We start from the raw sequence: 16685 nt of genomic DNA on the forward strand, positions 1-16685 counted from the left end.
GCGGGCTCAGAGCGTGGTGATGAGTCCGCCGTCGATGACGAAGTCCGAGCCGGTGATGTTGCCTGCGCGTTCGCTGGCGAGGAGCAGGACGAGATCGGCTACTTCCTGTGGGCGGGTGAAGCGGCCGGTGGCCGACTCGGTTGCCGCCTGCTGCGCGACGGCGTCGGGGGTCGTGCCGCTGTGCTGCGCGACTGTGGCGGCGACGCCGTCCTGGCCGAACCACATGGCCGTTTCGACTGGTCCCGGGCTGACGGTGTTGACACGTACTCCGCGCGGTCCGACCTCTTTGGACAGTGCCTTGCAGTAGTTGGTCAAGGCGGCCTTGCTCGCGCAGTAGTCGATGATGGACGGGTTGGGCAGGAAGGCGTTGACCGAGCTGACGGTCACGATGGCGCCGGCGCCACGGTCCGTCAGGTGGGGCAGGGCCGCTCGGGTGGTCCGGACGGCGGCGAGGAAGTTGATGGTCAGGCTCCAGGACCAGTCGTCGTCGTCGACGGACTGGGAGCCGCCGAGACGCGGCCGTACGGCGCCGACGTTGTTGACGAGGATGTCCAGCCCGCCGAACAGGGAGACGGCCTCGTCGACGAGCTGGGCGGGGCCGTCGGCGGTGGAGAGGTCCACGAGTACCGGGCGGACCTGGGAGCCGGCCGTGAGCTCGGCCAGGGGGTCTGTGAGGGTGCGGGCGCCCGCGGCCACGCTCACGCCTTCGGCGGCCAGAGCCTGCGTGACCGCCAGGCCGATCCCCTTGCTCGCGCCGGTGACGACGGCCGCCTTGCCGGCCAGGTGCAGCTCCATCAGGACTCCAGGGGTGGTGGATGCGGGGCAACGCCGGACCGTGGGCGGCCCCGAGGCCATGGATGCTGCCCCATCCATGGGCGTGATCGGCGCTTTTGCGGCGCGTGCCACGCCGCGGTAGCTCACCTGGCTGCCGCCTCTTGCCGGACTCTGTTGTTGACGGTCCGTCGGGAGATCAGCAGACTCGGCGGATGCCGATGCCGAACTTTCCCGGAAAGCATGAGTTGACCGCCTTGTTCCAGCCGGCCGACTTTCTCGGCCGGCTACGAGCAGGGAAGTCTCCGGACGGAACCTCCATGTCCGAGGGGGCCGTGCTGGTCTACAGCCGCAAGCTGCTGCGGCAGATCCTGGAACGCCACGAGGTGAGTGAACGCCACGTCGGCCCCGGTTACTTGAACGTCCATGATGTCCAGGTGCCCGGGGGAAGGGTCGCCCTCGCGGGTGGATTCGGCATCGGGGGGCCGGCGGCCGCCACCGCCATGGAGGAGATGGCAGGAGTCGGCGTGCGACGGTTCGTCAGCATCGGCGGAGCCGGCGGACTGCATCCGGCCCAGGCGATCGGCGACCTCGTAGTCTGCGATCGAGCTGTACGGGACGAGGGCGTCTCCTACCACTACCTGCCACCCGATGAACGATATGTCCGCCCGGACGCGGCGTTGACCTCCCGGTTGCTGGAAGCCGTCGAGCAACGTTCCGACGGCGTGGTGACCGGGGGAACCTGGACCACCGACGCTCCCTACCGTGAGACCCGCGAAGAGGTGCTGCACTACCGCGCAGAGGGCGTGCTCACCGTGGAGATGGAAGCCGCCTCACTGGCAGCCGTCGCGCTGCACCGGGGCGTGGAGTTCGCCACCGCGTTCGCCGTCATGGACTCGCTGGCAGAGGAGTCCTGGCGCCCGGAAGGGCTCGGCCACCCGGACGCCCTCACCGCGTTGAACATCCTCTTCGACGCGGCGGCGGCTGTACTGGTCTGACAGCCTCGGACCAGGCCTGAGCCGAGTGGTGACACAGGTCACTCGGTCTGCCGGTGCACCCGATGGCTCATTCCGGCGTCTCTCTCTGTGTCAAGGAGACGTCAGCGGGCCGCGCGAGCAGGTGTGCTCGCGGGCTCGGCTCGCGCAGGCGTCCGGATCTGCCTTCGGGCTGGCGAACAATTTCCACATTATGACGGTATGTGATGAAACCATCACGCCTTTGATACGTACTGTTACTCATGTGGAGTGTGGGCTGTGGGCGGGCCCTGTAGGGGAGGGAGAGAAGCATGAGACCGTTTGTGTGGAACTATGCGCGTCCGGCTGAGCTGTCACCGGTGATCGACCAGTATGCGTATGACCCCATCCTTCAGCTGAACGTTCTGTCCGACGGTCGACCGGCCATCATGGACAAGGCGTTGCTGGCGGCAGTCGGCACCACCACCTCGAAAGCCGGTTCCGCGACCCACTTCGACGACTGAGTGACCGTACGCGATGACGGTGCTGATCCTGACTTCCGAGCAGGATGTGACCGCGGACATGGTGGTGGCTCAGCTGCACGAACGAGGCGTTCCTCTGGTGCGGTTCGATCCCGGTGACCTGCCCGGTGAGAGTGCTCTGTCGGCCGAATACGTACGGGGCGAGTTCCGCGGCTATCTGTCGGCGGGCGGGCGCGTGGTGAGTATGAGCGGACTGCGTTCGATATGGATGCGCAGGCCCAACGAGCCGGCGGCGCACGCCGCGGAACCGTCCGCGTGGCTGTCCGCGGAAAGCGGGCAGGCGCTGTACGGGATGCTGGACTGCACGGCCGCACGCTGGATGAACGATCCCGGCGCGGCGGCGAAGGCGCGTAACAAGTCGTGGCAGCTTCGCCTTGCCCACCGGAGCGGGTTCCCGGTGCCGGCCACGATCATCACCACCTATCCGCAGATGGCGCGTCAGTTCGCGGAGCAGTACCGGCACGTTGTGGTGAAGACCGTGTCGGGCAAGCCGCCCAGCAATCCGCCGATGGTGCTGCCCACCACTCTGGTGCCGCCGGATGCGGACTTCGCCGGTGTTGCCGCCGGTCCCACGCTGTTGCAGCGGTACATCCCCAAGCGCGCCGACATCCGGCTGACCAGCGTCGGTGACGAGCAGTTCGCCGCGCGCAAGGTCTCGGAGCCGGGACAGGTGGACGGACGGTACGGAGACACCGGACACAACTGGGAACCCGTCGAGGTGCCCGCTCGCGTCGCGCGCGCCGTTGCCGCCTACAAGGAGCTCGCCAATCTCGCCTACGGCGCCTTCGACTTCGCGGAGGACTCGGAGGGAACGTGGTGGTTCCTGGAGTGCAACCAGGGAGGTCAGTTCGGCTTCGTGGAGTTGCAGACCGGGCAGCCGATCGCCGAAGCGGTGGCCCGCTGGCTGAGTTCGCCAGTCGAGTGACGCGCGGTGCAGGAGTGGCGGTGACTCAGGAGCCCCTGCCGGATTTCCCGGCAGGGGCTCCTCGTTGCCGTCTTGGGGTGTCAGGCGACGGTTCCGCCCTTGCCCTGTGCCAGCAGCCATTCCCGGTGCAGGGCCCCCAAGGGGATGCGGTGCTCGAAGATCGGCGTGCCGAAGATGGACAGCTGTAGTTGCAGCCACCCTGTCAGGTCCACGCCGCCGTATATCTTCCAAGCCCCCACGACGGACCCGGGCGTGGCCTCGGCGCGGGCTTCGCCTCGTACGTACGGGGCGAGATCCGCGGTGAGGCCGACCGCGCCGTACAGCCCGACGGTGGCCTCCGCGCCGAGGGCGGCTTTCACCGTGCCCGCGGCCGCAATCTTCGCCTGCACCGGGGTGCCGGTCATGTCGGAGGTGCTGACCGGCTTCCAGCCACCCGATTTCGAGTAACTGCCGCCGATCCGGAAGCCGCCCTTGAGGTCTTGCTTGACGTCGACGCTGACGGAGCCGTCCGCGGCGACCTGGACGTACGCCGTGAGGTCGAGGTTCACCACGACCGGCACCGGCCCGACCTGGATCACCGGATCGGCATGAAGCTTGGCGAAGGGAATCCGCACCGGCTTGCCGCCCGCCGCCGCCCTGCCCTTCAGCGCCCACTGTGACGTCCAGTCACCGGTGAGGCCCAGGAATGCCGAGTCAGGTGTGAGGGCGGAGGACCCGTCGTACGAGAACTCGACCTCGGGGGCCAGCTGCACGTAGCCCGCCACCGACGCCGATCCCGACACCGGAGCGCCCTCGGTGACCGGGAGCGGAACCGCCCCCCCGACGTCGATCCGCAGGCTGCCCAGGGGCACCTTCGCACCCTCGGGACCCACACGTATGTTCCCGGCCTTGGCCCAGGAGACCTTCACGCCCCGGACCAGCGGTTCGACGTCGACGGTCGCCGGATCGACCGGTACGGTCCCGTCAGCCTTGTCGTCGCCCAGCAGCGCGCCGAGCGTCGCAGGCTCGGTCTTGACCTCGGTGCCCTTCCCGGTCTTTCCGGTCACGTCGGTGACCTTGGCGAGCAGCCCGTCAGGAGCCCCGGGCGCGGGTCCGCTGGCGATGACGTCCCCGACGGCGGGAACGTCATCGGGGGAGGCGGCCGGGGATGACGCCTTTTCCGTAACGGATATGACGGCCCGTCGGCTGCCGCGGTCGTAGGAAGCGACCTTGAGCGGCGACTTCTCCGCCTTCCCGTCCTCGCCGACCCGGGCGACGGCGGTCGGTTCCCCTTCGGGCGTCCCGGCGACGGCCAGCTGCCGTGTGGGGTCGGGGGCGGGGCTCGCGATGCCCGTGGGACGCGGCGCATCGGCGCCAGCCGCAGCTGGGGGCGACGCCCCGGTCTCGGCCGAACACCCGGTGGTGAGCAGGGAAACGGTGGCCAGAGCCGCCAATAGGGCATGCCTGGCAGACAGCTTACGCACGTGAAAATCCTCAGAGCGTGTGGTGGGGGGTTACGCGCAACATGAAGAAACTCGCGAATACCAGCGAGTAACAACTGGCCTGACGATCCCACACGACCGCGCCCCCCGCGGAGAGTCTCCGCAACCTCGCCGATGATCTACGTCACACCAGCTCCACGCCGCTGTGAACGGGCGGTCGGGTGGCGTCGGTCGGGCATCAGCAGAAGCGCGCTGTCGTCTCGACGCCGCATCCAGCCGGGCGCCCGGCTACACCCACGTGCCCGGCCACACCCACGTGACCGGTACACCCACGCCCGATGCGCCCACCCCCGCTGCACCCACGCCCGGCCGCTCGTCAGCCGCACCCCGCGGCTGCCTCGACCTCGCGAACGCCGGATCGCCCCCAGCAGGGCGCCAGAACAGGACAGGAAGGGCCGGGCCGGGGCGCAGCACGCCTGCCCCGGGCTGCCGTTCTCAGGTACGAGCCGGTCTCGCGGCAGCCTGGCCGCTACCGATCGGCAAGGCGCCGGCGGCCCTCGCTGATGTCGTGTGAGGCGTCCAGCACCACCTCGGAAACACCTCAGAAAGGGCCCCTCAAATCCTCACCCGTACGGGCTAGCAAACGCGGGGGAGCCCTTCTCCCCGTTGGGCTGTCCCCAGGTCGGAGTTGCGTGGCCACGGGAGCCATGAGTCGGTGGGAATCGTGTTCTGCCAGATCTCACCATCAGGAGGAGACATGAGCACTGCGCAGAAGGGCCAATCGGCCGAGAGGCTGTCCGTGGTGTACGCGGTCCACGTCGTCGAGGGCGGCGAGCAAGGGTTTCGAGACGTGTACGAGCGAATACGCAAGTCCGTCTCCCGCGTACCCGGACACCTCATCGACCGACTGGGAGAACCCCTCGACGACTCCCGGCAGTGGGTGATCACCAGCGAGTGGGAGACGCCCGAGCACTTCTTCGCCTGGCAGCAGGGCGAGGACCACCGCGCACTCGTGGCTCCGCTGCGCGAGTGGGTCGACCAGACCCAGTCGCTGCGATTCCGGGTCATTCAGGAGACCGTTGGGGGCAAGGCATGACGCGCCCCAGCGGCCCCGTCGCCGTCCTCGGTCTCGGCACAATGGGCACCGGCCTGGCCACCCGCCTTCTCGACCAGGGTGTTCAGGTACGGGTCTGGAACCGCACCGCGGAGCGGACCGGCCCGCTCGCCAAGGCCGGCGCCTTCGCCGCGGCCCATCCGGCAGATGCCGTCGAGGGTACGAGCGCCGCCATCTGCACCGTGGCAGATGGCGAAGCCCTCGGCGCCGTGCTGCGTGGACCGGACGGGGTCCTGACCCGGGAGCCGTATCCCGGCGCCCTGGTCTGTGCCAGCACGGTCGCCCCCGAAGAGGTCGTCCGCCTCACCGGGGACACGCACTCCGTTCTGGACGTCGGCATGCTGGGCAACCGGGAGCACGCCCGCACGGGCGAGCTGCGGCTGTTCGTCGGCGGCGAGGAGCGGGTCTTCACCGCGGGGCGGCCGCTGCTCGAACTGCTGGGCAAGCAGGTCGTCCACCTCGGCGAACTCGGTTCCGGCATGCGGATGAAGCTGCTCCTCAACCTGCTGATGGGGATCGAGGTGCAGGCTCTGGCCGAGGCGGTCGAGTTGGCGGCGGCCACCGGACTCGACAGAAAACTCGTCCTCAGCACCATCGCGGGCAGCGGCTTCGCCTCGCCGGTCATGGCGTTCAAGTCGAAGCGCCTGGCCGCCGGTCACTTCGACAAGCCCGACTTCCGGCTGCGCCTGATGGCCAAGGACCTCATGCTCGTCGCGGACCAGGCAGCCGCGGCCGGACTGCGACTTCCGCTCGCAGTCGCAGCCGCGGAGACCCACCTCCGCGCCACCGAGCAGGGACTCGGCGACGAGGACTGTGTCGCCGTCGCCCACGCACTCACACCGAACCCGGGAACTCACACATGATCATCGACATACACGGCCATCTGTCGCCACCTGAGGCCGCCAAACGCTTCCCCATGCCCCCCAGCCTGACCGACGTCGACGGAATGCTCGCCGCCCGCGCTCAGGCCGGGATCGACCTCACCATTATCGGCAGTCCGGTCGGCGCCGGCGCGATGGCGCGAGTCCCGGGCGTCGACAACTACGCGCAACCACGAGACCGGCTGCGGGGCTTCCACGCCTGGATGTCAGGCCTGATCGGCTCGTTCCCGGACCAGTTGCGCGGGTACGTGTACGCCAACCCGTTCGGCGACGACGATCACCTGGAAGGGGTACGGGAGACGCTGGCAGACCCCGCCTTCGTCGGCCTGATCACCACCTCCAGTGTCCACGGCGAACTGCTCGGCTCTCCGCGAGCCGACTCCTTCTTCGCGCTGGCCGCCGAGATGGGAGTGCCGGTCCTGGTGCACCCACCGGCCGAACCGATCGGCACGGAGCGGGTCGACGACTTCGGCTTCGTCGAGCAGATCGGCCGGTTCGGAGACGTGTCCATGGGCATGGCCATGATCGCGTTCGCGGGATGGCTGGACAAGTATCCCGGCCTGCGACTGATCGGTGCCACCGGCGGCGGCGCTCTGTCACTGCTGACGGAACGTCTCCAGACGGCGGCGCGTCCCCGGCACTGGGGCGGGGGCGCCCCGTCGGCGTCGGCCTCCGCCCCGCCGGCGGCCGACCCGGGCGCGGCGCTGCAGCGCATGTACGTCGACACCAGCACATTCAGCCCGGCGCACCTGGGCCTCAACGCTGAGGTACTGGGGCCGGAGCGGATGCTCTTCGGCACCGACTCACCGCCGATGTCCGTGCCACTGGAAGAGTTCATGCGCATGATCGAGAAGCTGCCGATCGACAAGGCGTCCCGGCAGCTCATCCTCGGTGGCAACGCCGAGGCCCTCTTCGACCTCAGGAGCCGTCCGTGACCACCGTGGAAGACCCTGTCGCCGCAGCCGCGCGCTGCACCCCCGAGTTCAGACGGGACCCGCACCCCGTCTACGCGCACCTCAGGGAGACGGCGCCCGTCTGCCCCATGAAGCCGCCGCACGGTGTCGAGACCTACCTGATCACGCGGTACGAGGACGCGCGGGCAGCCCTGTCGGATCCGCGGCTGAGCAAGGACATGTACGGGGCCATGGACGCCTACCGAAGGATCTTCGGTGACTCGTCGGTGGCTCTGGACGACAACATGCTCAACTCCGACGCGCCCAAGCACACCCGGCTGCGCAAGCTGGTCAACTCCGAGTTCACCCCGCGCCGCGTACAGGCGCTGCGGCCGCAGATCCAGGACGTCGTCGAGACGCTGCTGGACGAATGCCCGACCCGGGAACCGGTCGACCTGCTGCCTGCGTTCGCGTTCCCGCTGCCGATCACCGTGATCTGCGAACTGCTCGGTGTGCCGCAGGACGAGCGGTCGCAGGTGCAGGGCTGGTCAACCACGGTGGCGAACACCGGGTTCGGCGAGGAGTCCAAGAAGGCCCAGCAGAAGGCGGAGGAGAGTCTGCACGCGTACTTCGCGGATCTCCTTGCGCGCAAGCGCAGCCACCCGGGTGAGGACCTGCTCAGCGCCCTCATCGTAGCCCGGGACAATGACGGCGGGCTCACCGAGAACGAGCTGATCTCCACGTCGTTTCTGCTGATGTTCGCGGGTCACAAGACGACCGCCTACCTCATCGGCAACGCCGTCTATCATCTCCTCGCCAATCCTGCGCAGTTCCGCGCCGTGCAGGAGAACCCGGAGCTGGTCGGACAGGCGGTCGAGGAACTGCTGCGCTACGACGGCTCGGTGGAGACCGCGACGTTCCGTTTCGCAACCGAGGATGTGGAGATCGCCGGGACGCGGATTCCGAAGGGCGCCCTGGTTCAGATCTCGCTCACTTCGGCCAACCGCGACCCGCTGAAGTTCGACTCCCCGGACCAGTTCGACGTGACGCGACCGCAGAACGCGCAAAGTGCGCACCTGGGGTTCGGGCACGGCAGTCACTACTGCCTGGGAGCGCCTCTGGCCAGACTGGAGATGCAACTCGCTCTCACCGGCCTGTTCAGCCGCTTCCCGAAGCTGGCACTGGCCGCCCCCGCGAGTGAAGCGCGCTGGATGGAGGTTCCCTTCCCCGCCTTCCGTGGTCTCGCGGAGCTGCCTGTCGTGCTCGATCCCGCTGTGCCGTGACCGACGGTGGGGAGATGTCGAGGTCATGCTTGGCCGCCCCGTGCCCCGGGGCGGCCGAGCGTGTCATTCGCGATTGAACTTCGCCGGGTCTTTTCACCCCGTCCGGGTCATCGCGGCACCCGCTGGAGGGCTTCGGCGGCCACCCGCAGGTCCGACACGAGGCCGGTGTAGGCGGCTTCGCGGTCGTCCGAGCGCAGGACGGCCGAGGGATGAAGGGTCGCCACGACGTACGCCTTCGGCTGCTCGCCGGGGAGCGGGATCAACGCGCCCCGCTCCTTGCTCACCCGGAACGACGTGCCCAGCAGGGCCTTGCCGGCCGTCGCACCCAGCGCGACGACGACGTCCGGGCCGACCACGCGCAGCTCAGCCGCCAGCCAGGGGCGGCAGGCGGTCATCTCACGCAACTCCGGTGACTTGTGGATACGTCGTTTGCCCCGGGTCTCGGTGAACTTGAAGTGCTTCACCGCATTGGTCACGTACGCCTCTTCCGCGTCGATGCCCGCCTCCCGCAGCGCCTTCCTCAGCAGGCCCCCCGCGGGTCCGACGAACGGCTCGCCCTGCCGGTCCTCCTGATCGCCGGGCTGCTCCCCGACGAGCATGATCCGTGCTGTGGCCTTTCCCGCTCCGAACACGGTCTGCGTGGCGTTCTCGAACAGCGGGCAGCCTTGGCACTCCGCCGCGGCGCGTCGGAATGCCGGAATACCGCCACGGTCGGGCAGGTAGGGGGTGGCGTCGTACTGCTGTCCAGGGTTCTCGGTGCCAGTGCTGCTCATCCACGTCACCTCCTGGCGCGAGGGACCGCATTCACTGCTTCGGGGTACCCCGTCTGCCTCGAACATCACGCAAACCCTTGAAAGCCTGCAAAGTGGGCACTCGCCATGACTGGACCTTGGTCGGCCGGCGGCGATGAACAGTGATTTGCAGCTTTGCATGGCGTTTCGTGGCGGGACTTGCGGCTACCCGCAAGTCATGGCAGGGATTCAGCGACACCGGCGCGAGGATGGGCAGCCCCAGGAGGGCCGCCACGAGGATGGCCGGCGCGAGCCCGGGGGCGGGGGACCGGGCGCCCTGGCGGACGGGGATGTGGGGCCCGATCCGCAGGTGGAGCGGGAGGCGCCGAGCCAACCGACCGACATGCCCAAGAAGTCGTGGTGGGCGGTGCTTCGGCGGACGGTGGCGGAGTTCAAGGACGACGAGCTGGCCGACCGGGCGGCGGCGCTGACGTACTACGGGGTGCTGGCGCTCTTCCCCGCGCTGCTGGTGCTGGTCTCGCTGCTGGGGATCGCGGGTGAGTCGGCGACAAAGAGCATCCTGGACAACCTCAAGCAGCTCACTCCCGGGTCGGCCCGCGACATCATCACGCGCGCGGTCGAGCAGCTGCAGGCCAGCAGCGGCACCGGATCCGTCCTGGCGATCGTCGGTCTGCTGGTCGCCCTGTGGTCGGCGTCGGGGTATGTGGCCGCGTTCATCCGCTCCTCGAACGCCGTCTACGACATCCCCGAGGGAAGGCCGGTGTGGAAGGTCACCCCTTTGCGGCTGGCTCTTACGCTGGTGCTGATGATCGTGGCGTGCGTCAGCGCGCTGATCGTGGTGTTCACCGGCGGTCTCGCCAAGCAGGTGGGTACGGCGCTCGGCATGGGAGAAACGGCGCTGACGGCATGGTCGATCGCCAAATGGCCGGTCCTGGTCCTGCTGGTCACCTTCATGATCGCGATCCTTTACTGGGCGTCACCGAACGCGAGGGGCCGCGGCTTCAAGTGGGTCACCCCGGGCAGTTTCCTGGCCCTGGTGATCTGGATGATCGCCTCGGCCGGCTTCGCGCTGTACGTGGCGAACTTCGCCTCCTACAACAAGACCTACGGCACCCTGGCCGGGGTGATCGTCTTCCTTGTCTGGTTGTGGATCACGAATCTGGCGATCTTGCTGGGCCTGGAGTTCGACGCGGAGCTGGCCCGTGAACGCGCGATCATCGGCGGCCACCCCGAGGCTGAGGAGCCCTACGTCCAGCCCCGCGACACCCGCAAGTGGAGTGAGGAGGAGCGCAAGGAGATGGGCAGCGACTGACCTGGGATGTGGATGCTGGCTGAGCAACGAAAGGCAGGTCACGACGATGAGCAGGACAGTGGAACATGCACCGCCGCGGCAGTACACAGAGGCCACGGTGAGCGATCTGGTGAAGCAGGCATCTGAGCAGGTCTCACAGCTGATGCGGCAGGAGCTGCATCTTGCGCAGGCGGAGATGAAGCAGAAGGGCAAGCGGTTCAAGACCGGCGGCGGTCTGTTCGGCGGGGCCGGAGTGATCGGCTTCATCGCCCTGCAGGCTTTTGCGGCCACCGCGATCGTGGCGCTGGACCTGGTCTGGCCGCTTTGGGTCTCGGCGCTTGTCGTAGCCGCCGTCCTGCTTGCGGTGGCGGCCGTACTCGCCGCCATGGGCAAGAAGCAGATGAAGCAGGCCGTCCCGCCCGCCCCCGCGCAAGCCATCGACAGTGTGAAGGCCGACGTGGCCGAGATCAAGGAGAGGGCACACCGATGACGGACAAGCCCCAGAAGGACTCCACGCCCACCCCTGAGCAACTGCGCGAGCAGGTGGAGGTCACCCGCGAGGAGCTCGGTCAGACGGTCGAAGCGCTGGCCGGGAAGGCGGACGTCAAAGCACAGGCACAGCAGAAGGCGGCGAAGGTGAAGAGTCAGGTGCACGACAAGGCCGCCCACGCTCTGCACCGGGCCCAGGACAAGACCCCCGAGCCGGTACGTGAGAAGGCCGCGCACGCCAGGCAGCAGCTGACAGAGACTGCCCACGTCCTGGGAGAGAAGATCGAGGGCAGCACTCCGGAGCCGGTACGGGCCAGGGCCGGTCATGCAGTCGAAGTGGCGCGCGGTAACCGGCTCCTGCTCATCACCGCCGGCGTGGCCGTGCTCGCCGTGTTCGTCCTCATGCGACGCAGCAGGAGGAACTGATGCAGGCGTCGAAGGTCGCCTACAAGCCGGTCGGCTTTGCGCTGGGTGCCGTGAGCGGTGCGGTGGCCAGCACAGTCTTCAAGCAGGTGTGGAAGGCCATCGGCCACGAGGACGATGCCCCGGACGCCACCGACCAGGACCGCAGCTGGCGGGAAGTACTGATCGCCGCGACGCTGCAGGGCGCGATCTTCGCGGCGGTCAAGGCTGCGGTCGACCGCAGCGGCGCCAGCACCGTGCACCGCCTGACCGGAACCTGGCCCGGCTGACCCGGCATCGGCGTGGCCCGCATGCGTGAGGGCGTCCGCGGGTCCGGATGTAACCCGGCAGGCGGGGCGCGCGCTGGGTTCAGCACAGGCTCAGCCGACTCCGCCCCGGCTTCCGCCCCTGCCCCCGCTTACGCCGCCGTTCTCGCGTTGTGCGTCGCTGAGCTGGGCTGATGCGCTGTCCAGGAGCATCTCCAGCGCGGTGGGATACGCACTCTGGTTCATCCGGGCGACCAGCAGGTGCGCGGTCGCCGCGATGTGCGGATGGGTCGCGGCGGGCAGCCGTGCGTATGTGGCCTGCCAGACCTCCTCGTCCGCGGAGCGTGCCGCCGCAGGCAGCGCCAGCGAGGCCGCGTCCAGCGCGGCGAACGCCAGGCTCTGGTCGATGAACGCCTGATAGATCCGGACCGCGTCGGCGTCCGCGAAGCCGGCTGTGCGAAGCAGCCCCAGGATCGTTTCGTCAGCCGCCACTTCCCAGCCCTTGCCGCTCACCCGGCTGGCGGTCAGCACCGCCGCCTGCGGGTGTCCGAGATACGCGCTGTGGATGCGCAGCCCCAGTTCCCGCAGGTCGGCGCGCCAGTCGCCGGTGGCCTGCCATCCCGCCAGGGCGCGTCCGACGAGCACGTTCCCGATGGCGAGCGTCAGGTCGTCGATGCCGCTGAAGTACCGGTACAGCGTGCTCGGGTCCGCCCCCAGGGCAATGCCGAGGCGGCGGACGGTCAGGCCCGCGCTCCCGTGCTCCCGGAGCATGCGCAGCGCGGTCTCCACGATCAGCTGCTCCGAGAGCACCGCGCCGTTCTTCGTGGGTCGCCGCCGCCTCCGGGCGTCCTCCGGTACCACGGGCTTGGGCACGGCACGCTCCCTCCACGATCGCCGCCATGACCCTTCGAGCTTATGCCAACAGCATTGACGTTAACAGCGGTGTGCGCGTTGGATCGGGTCCGACAGACACCGCGCCCACCAGCAGCGCCCTGCACGCTGTGTCTGGAAATGGAGTTTGGCCATGCGTGTTCTTCTCGTGGGGGCCGGCGGCGTCGGTACCGCCATCACCCGGATCGCGGCCCGCCGGTCCTTCTTCGACCATGTGGTCGTCGCCGACTATGACCTCTCGCGCGCCGAAGCCGCCGTCGCGGCGCTGGAGCCGGACGGTCGCTTCAGCGCCGAACGGATCGACGCGAGCGACGAGGCCGCCGTCACCTCCCTGCTGCACCGGGAGCGCTGCGACGTACTGCTCAACGCCACCGACCCCCGCTTCGTTATGCCGCTGTTCCAGGCGGCCCTGGCCGCCGGGGCGCACTACCTGGACATGGCGATGTCGCTCTCCCGCCCGCACCCGGAGCGCCCCTACGAGCTCTGCGGCGTCAAGCTCGGCGACGCCCAGTTCGAGCGCGCCGCGGACTGGGAGAAGGCCGGATCCCTCGCCCTCGTCGGCATCGGCGTCGAGCCGGGACTGTCCGACGTCTTCGCCCGCCACGCCGCCGACGAACTCTTCGACGAGATCGAGGAGATCGGCATCCGCGACGGGGCGAACCTCACGGTCGACGGCTACGACTTCGCGCCCTCGTTCAGCATCTGGACCACCATCGAGGAATGCCTCAATGCGCCCGTCGTCTACGAGGCCGACCGCGGCTGGTTCACCACCGCCCCCTTCAGCGAGCCCGAGGTATTCGACTTCCCCGAGGGCATAGGGCCTGTCGAGTGCGTCAACGTCGAGCACGAGGAGGTCCTGCTCGTGCCGCGCTGGGTGGACGCGGGACGCGTCACCTTCAAGTACGGCCTCGGCGAGGACTTCATCCGTACGCTGCAGACGCTGCACCTGCTGGGCTTCGACCGCACCGATCCGGTCCCGGTGCCCGCGGCGGACGGATCGGGCACGGTCCACGTCTCCCCGCGTGACGTGGTCGCCGCCTGCCTGCCGGACCCGGCGGCCCTCGGAGAGCGCATGCACGGCAAGACCTGCGCCGGCACCTGGGTCAAGGGCACCAAGGACGGCCGCCCGCGTGAGGTCTACCTGTACCACGTGGTCGACAACCAGTGGTCCATGCGCGAGTACGGCTGCCAGGCGGTCGTGTGGCAGACCGCCATCAACCCCGTCGTGGCCCTGGAACTGATCGCCGCCGGCAGTTGGTCCGGCAGCGGCGTCCTCGGCCCCGAGGCCCTCCCCGCCCGGCCCTTCCTGGACCTGCTGACGGAGTACGGCTCACCCTGGGGCTTGCGCGAGCAGTGACCCCCGATGACGGCGAACGGGCCGCACACGCCCACTTCCCTGGCCGACTCGCCGGACGGTGTACGAGCGGTGGGTGCGGCCCGGATGCGCGTCTGCGCGCTGTCCGGTCGGATACCGTTTGGCCCTGAAATGTGCGCTTCGCGTACGAGACTTCACGGCGGAAGGGTGCACTCATGACTCCGATCCTGGCCGGCGCTGTGCTCGGCACGTCCGAACCCGTGTCGGTATGACGACACCGGACCCGGATCCGCGTCCGGTCGCCTCCAAGCGGAACGCCACCGCCGCCCGCGCCGGCGACACCGCGGCCGCGCGACTCAAGGAACGGATCTACGCGACCATCACCCTCGTCGCCGTCGTGGTGACGCTCGCCGAGGCGGAGGCGACCGACCACGCCGAAGCGGCGCTCACCGTGGCGTCGACCGCGCTCGGGGTCTGGCTGGCCACGTTGGTCGCCGACGAGCAGGCGCACCGCGCCATGAGCGGGCGGGGCGCGAGCCGGGCGGAAATCCGGACGGCGATGTATGTCTCCAGTCCTCTGCTGCTGAGCGCCGCGGGGCCGCTGGTGCTGATCGGCATGTCGGCAATGGGCGTCATGGTGCTGGTCACCGCGCTGCTGATCAGCGCCGTCGTGGAAGTGGCGAGCCTGTTCCTGTTGGGCTGGCAGACCGGCCTGCGGATGGGCAACGGGCCGCTGAGCGCAGTCGTCTCAGGCCTTCTGGACACTGCGATCGGCGCATTCGTCGTGGCGGTGAAGCTCCTCGCGGGTCACTGAGCGGCGTCAACGCGTCATCTCCGCGAGGATGATGACGCGCTGACAGACCACTCGCCCTACGACGCAGAGCCCTTGGCTGCAATCGCAATGCCGGTGTCAGAGCTGACGCGACTCGACTGTCAGGGGGACACGGTCAGCATGCGCCACCGCCGACGCCACTTCTTTGGGCGTGTGCCCTGGCACCGGGACCAGCTGCCATCGGGCGAGCCACGTTGCCAGGGCGATGGTCGCCTCCGTCCACACGAACGTGTCCCCGATGCACTTCCGGTTGCCCGCCCCGAACGGGATGTACGCCTCACGCCGGATCTCCTCCCGGCGTCCCGGCAGCCACCGGCCGGGGTCGAAGCGATCGGGATCCTTGTACAGAGTCGGGTCCCGGTGCAGGGCGTAGAGACTGAAGCCGACCTCTGTGCCGGCAGGGAACGTGACGCCGCCCAGTTCCACCGGTGCCGTCGTGCGGCGCATCAGGAACGTGACGCCGTGCAGCCGGATCACCTCGTCCAGCACGCGCCGGATCCCTCTCAGCCGGGGCACATCCTCGATGGCCACCGGCCGGTCGCCGACGACTTCCTCGATCTCCGCGACCAACTGCTTCTGGACGTCGGGATGGTGGGCCAGCTCGTGGAGCGTCCAGGCGAGCGTGGAAGCCGTGGTCTCGGCGCCGGCGAAGAGGATGGTGCTGAGTTCGTCCCTGACCTCGAGGTCGGACAGCGACTCTCCGGTGTCGGTGTCCTGCGCGGCGAGCAACAGCGACAGGAGATCGTCCCGGTCGGTGTGTCCGGAGCGGCGGGCGGTCGTGACGACCTCGTCGATGACCTTGCGCAAGGTCGCCGCCGCGGCGTCGAAGTCACGGTTGGCACGGATCGGCAGCCGGTCCAGGAGCTTGGGCGATGCCGCGCGTATCAGCAGGTTCTTCAGTAGTACGGGCAGGTTCTTGCGGACGGCCTCCACCGCCGGCAGCCCTATGTCGGTGGAGAACATCGTCGACGCGAGCGTCTCGATGGCGTACTCGGCCATCGCCTGCTCCATCTCGATCTCCTGCCCCGCGGTCCAGGAGTCGGCCAGGGCGCGCGCGTGGTGACCCATGGTGTCGGAATAGACCGCGATGCGCTCCTTGGAGAACATCGGCTGAACCATGCGCCGGTGCTTGCGGTGCACCTCCCCGTCGGCATTCGCCAGGCCATTGCCCGCAAGCGGCCGCAGCCGGTCGAAGAACCGGCCCTTCTCGAAGCTGCGCGCCTGGTTCACCGTCACCTCGTGGACCAGCTCGGCGGAGGTGGTGACGTACACGGGCATCGTGCCGAAGTCGACACGGACCAGATCCCCGTGTTCCCGCAGCGACTTCAGGAACAGGAAGGGATCACGCAGCAGCTTCGGGACGTGCCCGAGAAGTGGCACCGCCCCGGGAGCGCGCGGAACCGACTGCAATCCGACCGACTGCAACCCAACTGACACCGAGTGATCCTTTGCTCTGAGCGGTGCGGCGCACCATCCGGTGTGCCGCGCGACGTGCGGTTTCGTGCTGGAGGAGATCCCATCACCTGCGGTCAGGCAGCGCGAGGGGGCATCGCCCCGCTGAGAGCACGCGCCCATCGGCTGAACCAGTCGCCGAGCGGGGGCATGTGTGGAGAGAGAGCTGCCCCGGCCGAGCGGTCACCGGCCCGGGCGAGCTGAGGGATCGC

18 protein-coding genes are annotated in these 16685 nt (G+C 68.9%); 13 read left to right on the forward strand and 5 right to left on the reverse strand.

All coding sequences use genetic code 11. The features are described 5' to 3' along the window. Positions 1 to 6: 6 nt before the first annotated feature. Positions 7 to 795: an oxidoreductase gene (locus ACFYWY_RS27060; RefSeq protein ID WP_389190623.1), complete on the reverse strand. Its 789-nt coding sequence runs from the start codon at positions 793 to 795 to the stop codon at positions 7 to 9. Positions 796 to 1091: 296 nt separating this feature from the next. Here ACFYWY_RS27060 and ACFYWY_RS27065 point away from each other — a divergent pair, with 296 nt between their 5' ends. The 3 genes from ACFYWY_RS27065 (at position 1092) to tgmB (ending at position 3191) form a co-directional block, all read left to right on the forward strand. Next, positions 1092 to 1769, forward strand: a complete 678-nt coding sequence (locus ACFYWY_RS27065) for a nucleoside phosphorylase (protein ID WP_389190624.1) — start codon at positions 1092 to 1094, stop codon at positions 1767 to 1769. 287 nt (positions 1770 to 2056) lie between these two features. Next, a complete protein-coding gene (gene tgmA, locus ACFYWY_RS27070; protein ID WP_307659487.1) occupies positions 2057 to 2248 on the forward strand; it encodes a putative ATP-grasp-modified RiPP in 192 nt (63 codons plus the stop codon). 13 nt (positions 2249 to 2261) lie between these two features. Next, entirely contained in the window at positions 2262 to 3191 is a 930-nt protein-coding gene (gene tgmB / locus ACFYWY_RS27075) for an ATP-grasp ribosomal peptide maturase (protein ID WP_389190625.1), read from the forward strand. Between the two features lie 80 nt (positions 3192 to 3271). Here tgmB and ACFYWY_RS27080 read toward each other — a convergent pair whose 3' ends face one another. Continuing rightward, entirely contained in the window at positions 3272 to 4654 is a 1383-nt protein-coding gene (locus ACFYWY_RS27080; protein WP_389190626.1) for a hypothetical protein, read from the reverse strand. A 715-nt stretch (positions 4655 to 5369) separates the two neighbouring features. Between ACFYWY_RS27080 and ACFYWY_RS27085 the strand changes: the two genes are divergently transcribed. The 4 genes from ACFYWY_RS27085 to ACFYWY_RS27100 are packed head-to-tail and all read left to right on the forward strand — an operon-like array spanning position 5370 to position 8783. Continuing rightward, positions 5370 to 5708, forward strand: coding sequence for an antibiotic biosynthesis monooxygenase family protein (locus ACFYWY_RS27085; RefSeq protein WP_389190627.1), 339 nt, complete (start codon positions 5370 to 5372; stop codon positions 5706 to 5708). After that, positions 5705 to 6589: an NAD(P)-dependent oxidoreductase gene (locus ACFYWY_RS27090; RefSeq protein WP_389190628.1), complete on the forward strand. Its 885-nt coding sequence runs from the start codon at positions 5705 to 5707 to the stop codon at positions 6587 to 6589. Before ACFYWY_RS27085 ends, ACFYWY_RS27090 begins: the two co-directional genes overlap by 4 nt. Beyond that, the gene (locus tag ACFYWY_RS27095) at positions 6586 to 7542 is read left to right on the forward strand and encodes an amidohydrolase family protein (protein WP_389190629.1); all 957 of its coding nucleotides are present in this window, start codon (positions 6586 to 6588) and stop codon (positions 7540 to 7542) included. The genes ACFYWY_RS27090 and ACFYWY_RS27095 overlap by 4 nt, the downstream gene beginning before the upstream one ends. Then, on the forward strand, positions 7539 to 8783 hold the full coding sequence (locus tag ACFYWY_RS27100) for a cytochrome P450 (RefSeq protein WP_389190630.1): 1245 nt from the start codon (positions 7539 to 7541) through the stop codon (positions 8781 to 8783). The genes ACFYWY_RS27095 and ACFYWY_RS27100 overlap by 4 nt, the downstream gene beginning before the upstream one ends. A gap of 107 nt (positions 8784 to 8890) precedes the next feature. Here ACFYWY_RS27100 and ACFYWY_RS27105 read toward each other — a convergent pair whose 3' ends face one another. After that, positions 8891 to 9556, reverse strand: a complete 666-nt coding sequence (locus ACFYWY_RS27105; protein WP_389190631.1) for a UdgX family uracil-DNA binding protein — start codon at positions 9554 to 9556, stop codon at positions 8891 to 8893. Between the two features lie 196 nt (positions 9557 to 9752). Between ACFYWY_RS27105 and ACFYWY_RS27110 the strand changes: the two genes are divergently transcribed. The 4 genes from ACFYWY_RS27110 to ACFYWY_RS27125 are packed head-to-tail and all read left to right on the forward strand — an operon-like array spanning position 9753 to position 12007. Then, entirely contained in the window at positions 9753 to 10847 is a 1095-nt protein-coding gene (locus ACFYWY_RS27110; RefSeq protein ID WP_389190632.1) for a YihY/virulence factor BrkB family protein, read from the forward strand. 46 nt (positions 10848 to 10893) lie between these two features. Then, positions 10894 to 11316, forward strand: coding sequence for a phage holin family protein (locus ACFYWY_RS27115; RefSeq protein WP_389190633.1), 423 nt, complete (start codon positions 10894 to 10896; stop codon positions 11314 to 11316). Beyond that, a complete protein-coding gene (locus ACFYWY_RS27120) occupies positions 11313 to 11741 on the forward strand; it encodes a DUF3618 domain-containing protein (RefSeq protein ID WP_389190634.1) in 429 nt (142 codons plus the stop codon). Before ACFYWY_RS27115 ends, ACFYWY_RS27120 begins: the two co-directional genes overlap by 4 nt. After that, complete coding sequence (locus ACFYWY_RS27125; RefSeq protein WP_389190635.1) at positions 11741 to 12007, forward strand: DUF4235 domain-containing protein; 267 nt, start codon at positions 11741 to 11743, stop codon at positions 12005 to 12007. The genes ACFYWY_RS27120 and ACFYWY_RS27125 overlap by 1 nt, the downstream gene beginning before the upstream one ends. Before the next feature lie 90 nt (positions 12008 to 12097). Here the strand turns inward: ACFYWY_RS27125 and ACFYWY_RS27130 are convergent, their stop codons facing one another. Beyond that, positions 12098 to 12856, reverse strand: a complete 759-nt coding sequence (locus tag ACFYWY_RS27130) for a TetR/AcrR family transcriptional regulator (RefSeq protein ID WP_389190636.1) — start codon at positions 12854 to 12856, stop codon at positions 12098 to 12100. A 151-nt stretch (positions 12857 to 13007) separates the two neighbouring features. On the opposite strand from ACFYWY_RS27130, the gene ACFYWY_RS27135 reads away from it, so the two are divergent. Together ACFYWY_RS27135 and ACFYWY_RS27140 are read left to right on the forward strand one after the other, a co-directional pair. Next, the gene (locus tag ACFYWY_RS27135; RefSeq protein ID WP_389190637.1) at positions 13008 to 14231 is read left to right on the forward strand and encodes a saccharopine dehydrogenase family protein; all 1224 of its coding nucleotides are present in this window, start codon (positions 13008 to 13010) and stop codon (positions 14229 to 14231) included. 226 nt (positions 14232 to 14457) lie between these two features. After that, positions 14458 to 15003 carry a hypothetical protein gene (locus ACFYWY_RS27140; protein ID WP_389190638.1) on the forward strand — a complete coding sequence of 182 codons (546 nt, stop codon included), beginning with the start codon at positions 14458 to 14460 and terminating at the stop codon, positions 15001 to 15003. A gap of 96 nt (positions 15004 to 15099) precedes the next feature. On the opposite strand, the gene ACFYWY_RS27145 is transcribed toward ACFYWY_RS27140, so the two are convergent. Then, positions 15100 to 16458, reverse strand: a complete 1359-nt coding sequence (locus ACFYWY_RS27145) for a cytochrome P450 (protein WP_389190639.1) — start codon at positions 16456 to 16458, stop codon at positions 15100 to 15102. Between the last annotated feature and the right edge of the window lie 227 nt (positions 16459 to 16685).

Source organism: Streptomyces sp. NPDC002870, from assembly GCF_042888505.1.
Classification (GTDB): Bacteria; Actinomycetota; Actinomycetes; order Streptomycetales; family Streptomycetaceae; genus Streptomyces.

Excerpts from the sequence above, each read along its gene's own strand:
- ACFYWY_RS27060 (WP_389190623.1), bottom strand. The coding sequence starts at position 795 with ATGGAGCTGCACCTGGCCGGCAAGGCGGCCGTCGTCACCGGCGCGAGC.
- ACFYWY_RS27065 (WP_389190624.1), top strand. The coding sequence starts at position 1,092 with ATGTCCGAGGGGGCCGTGCTGGTCTACAGCCGCAAGCTGCTGCGGCAG.
- tgmA (WP_307659487.1), top strand. The coding sequence starts at position 2,057 with ATGAGACCGTTTGTGTGGAACTATGCGCGTCCGGCTGAGCTGTCACCG.
- tgmB (WP_389190625.1), top strand. The coding sequence starts at position 2,262 with ATGACGGTGCTGATCCTGACTTCCGAGCAGGATGTGACCGCGGACATG.
- ACFYWY_RS27085 (WP_389190627.1), top strand. The coding sequence starts at position 5,370 with ATGAGCACTGCGCAGAAGGGCCAATCGGCCGAGAGGCTGTCCGTGGTG.
- ACFYWY_RS27090 (WP_389190628.1), top strand. The coding sequence starts at position 5,705 with ATGACGCGCCCCAGCGGCCCCGTCGCCGTCCTCGGTCTCGGCACAATG.
- ACFYWY_RS27095 (WP_389190629.1), top strand. The coding sequence starts at position 6,586 with ATGATCATCGACATACACGGCCATCTGTCGCCACCTGAGGCCGCCAAA.
- ACFYWY_RS27105 (WP_389190631.1), bottom strand. The coding sequence starts at position 9,556 with ATGAGCAGCACTGGCACCGAGAACCCTGGACAGCAGTACGACGCCACC.
- ACFYWY_RS27110 (WP_389190632.1), top strand. The coding sequence starts at position 9,753 with ATGGCAGGGATTCAGCGACACCGGCGCGAGGATGGGCAGCCCCAGGAG.
- ACFYWY_RS27115 (WP_389190633.1), top strand. The coding sequence starts at position 10,894 with ATGAGCAGGACAGTGGAACATGCACCGCCGCGGCAGTACACAGAGGCC.
- ACFYWY_RS27120 (WP_389190634.1), top strand. The coding sequence starts at position 11,313 with ATGACGGACAAGCCCCAGAAGGACTCCACGCCCACCCCTGAGCAACTG.
- ACFYWY_RS27125 (WP_389190635.1), top strand. The coding sequence starts at position 11,741 with ATGCAGGCGTCGAAGGTCGCCTACAAGCCGGTCGGCTTTGCGCTGGGT.
- ACFYWY_RS27135 (WP_389190637.1), top strand. The coding sequence starts at position 13,008 with ATGCGTGTTCTTCTCGTGGGGGCCGGCGGCGTCGGTACCGCCATCACC.
- ACFYWY_RS27140 (WP_389190638.1), top strand. The coding sequence starts at position 14,458 with ATGACGACACCGGACCCGGATCCGCGTCCGGTCGCCTCCAAGCGGAAC.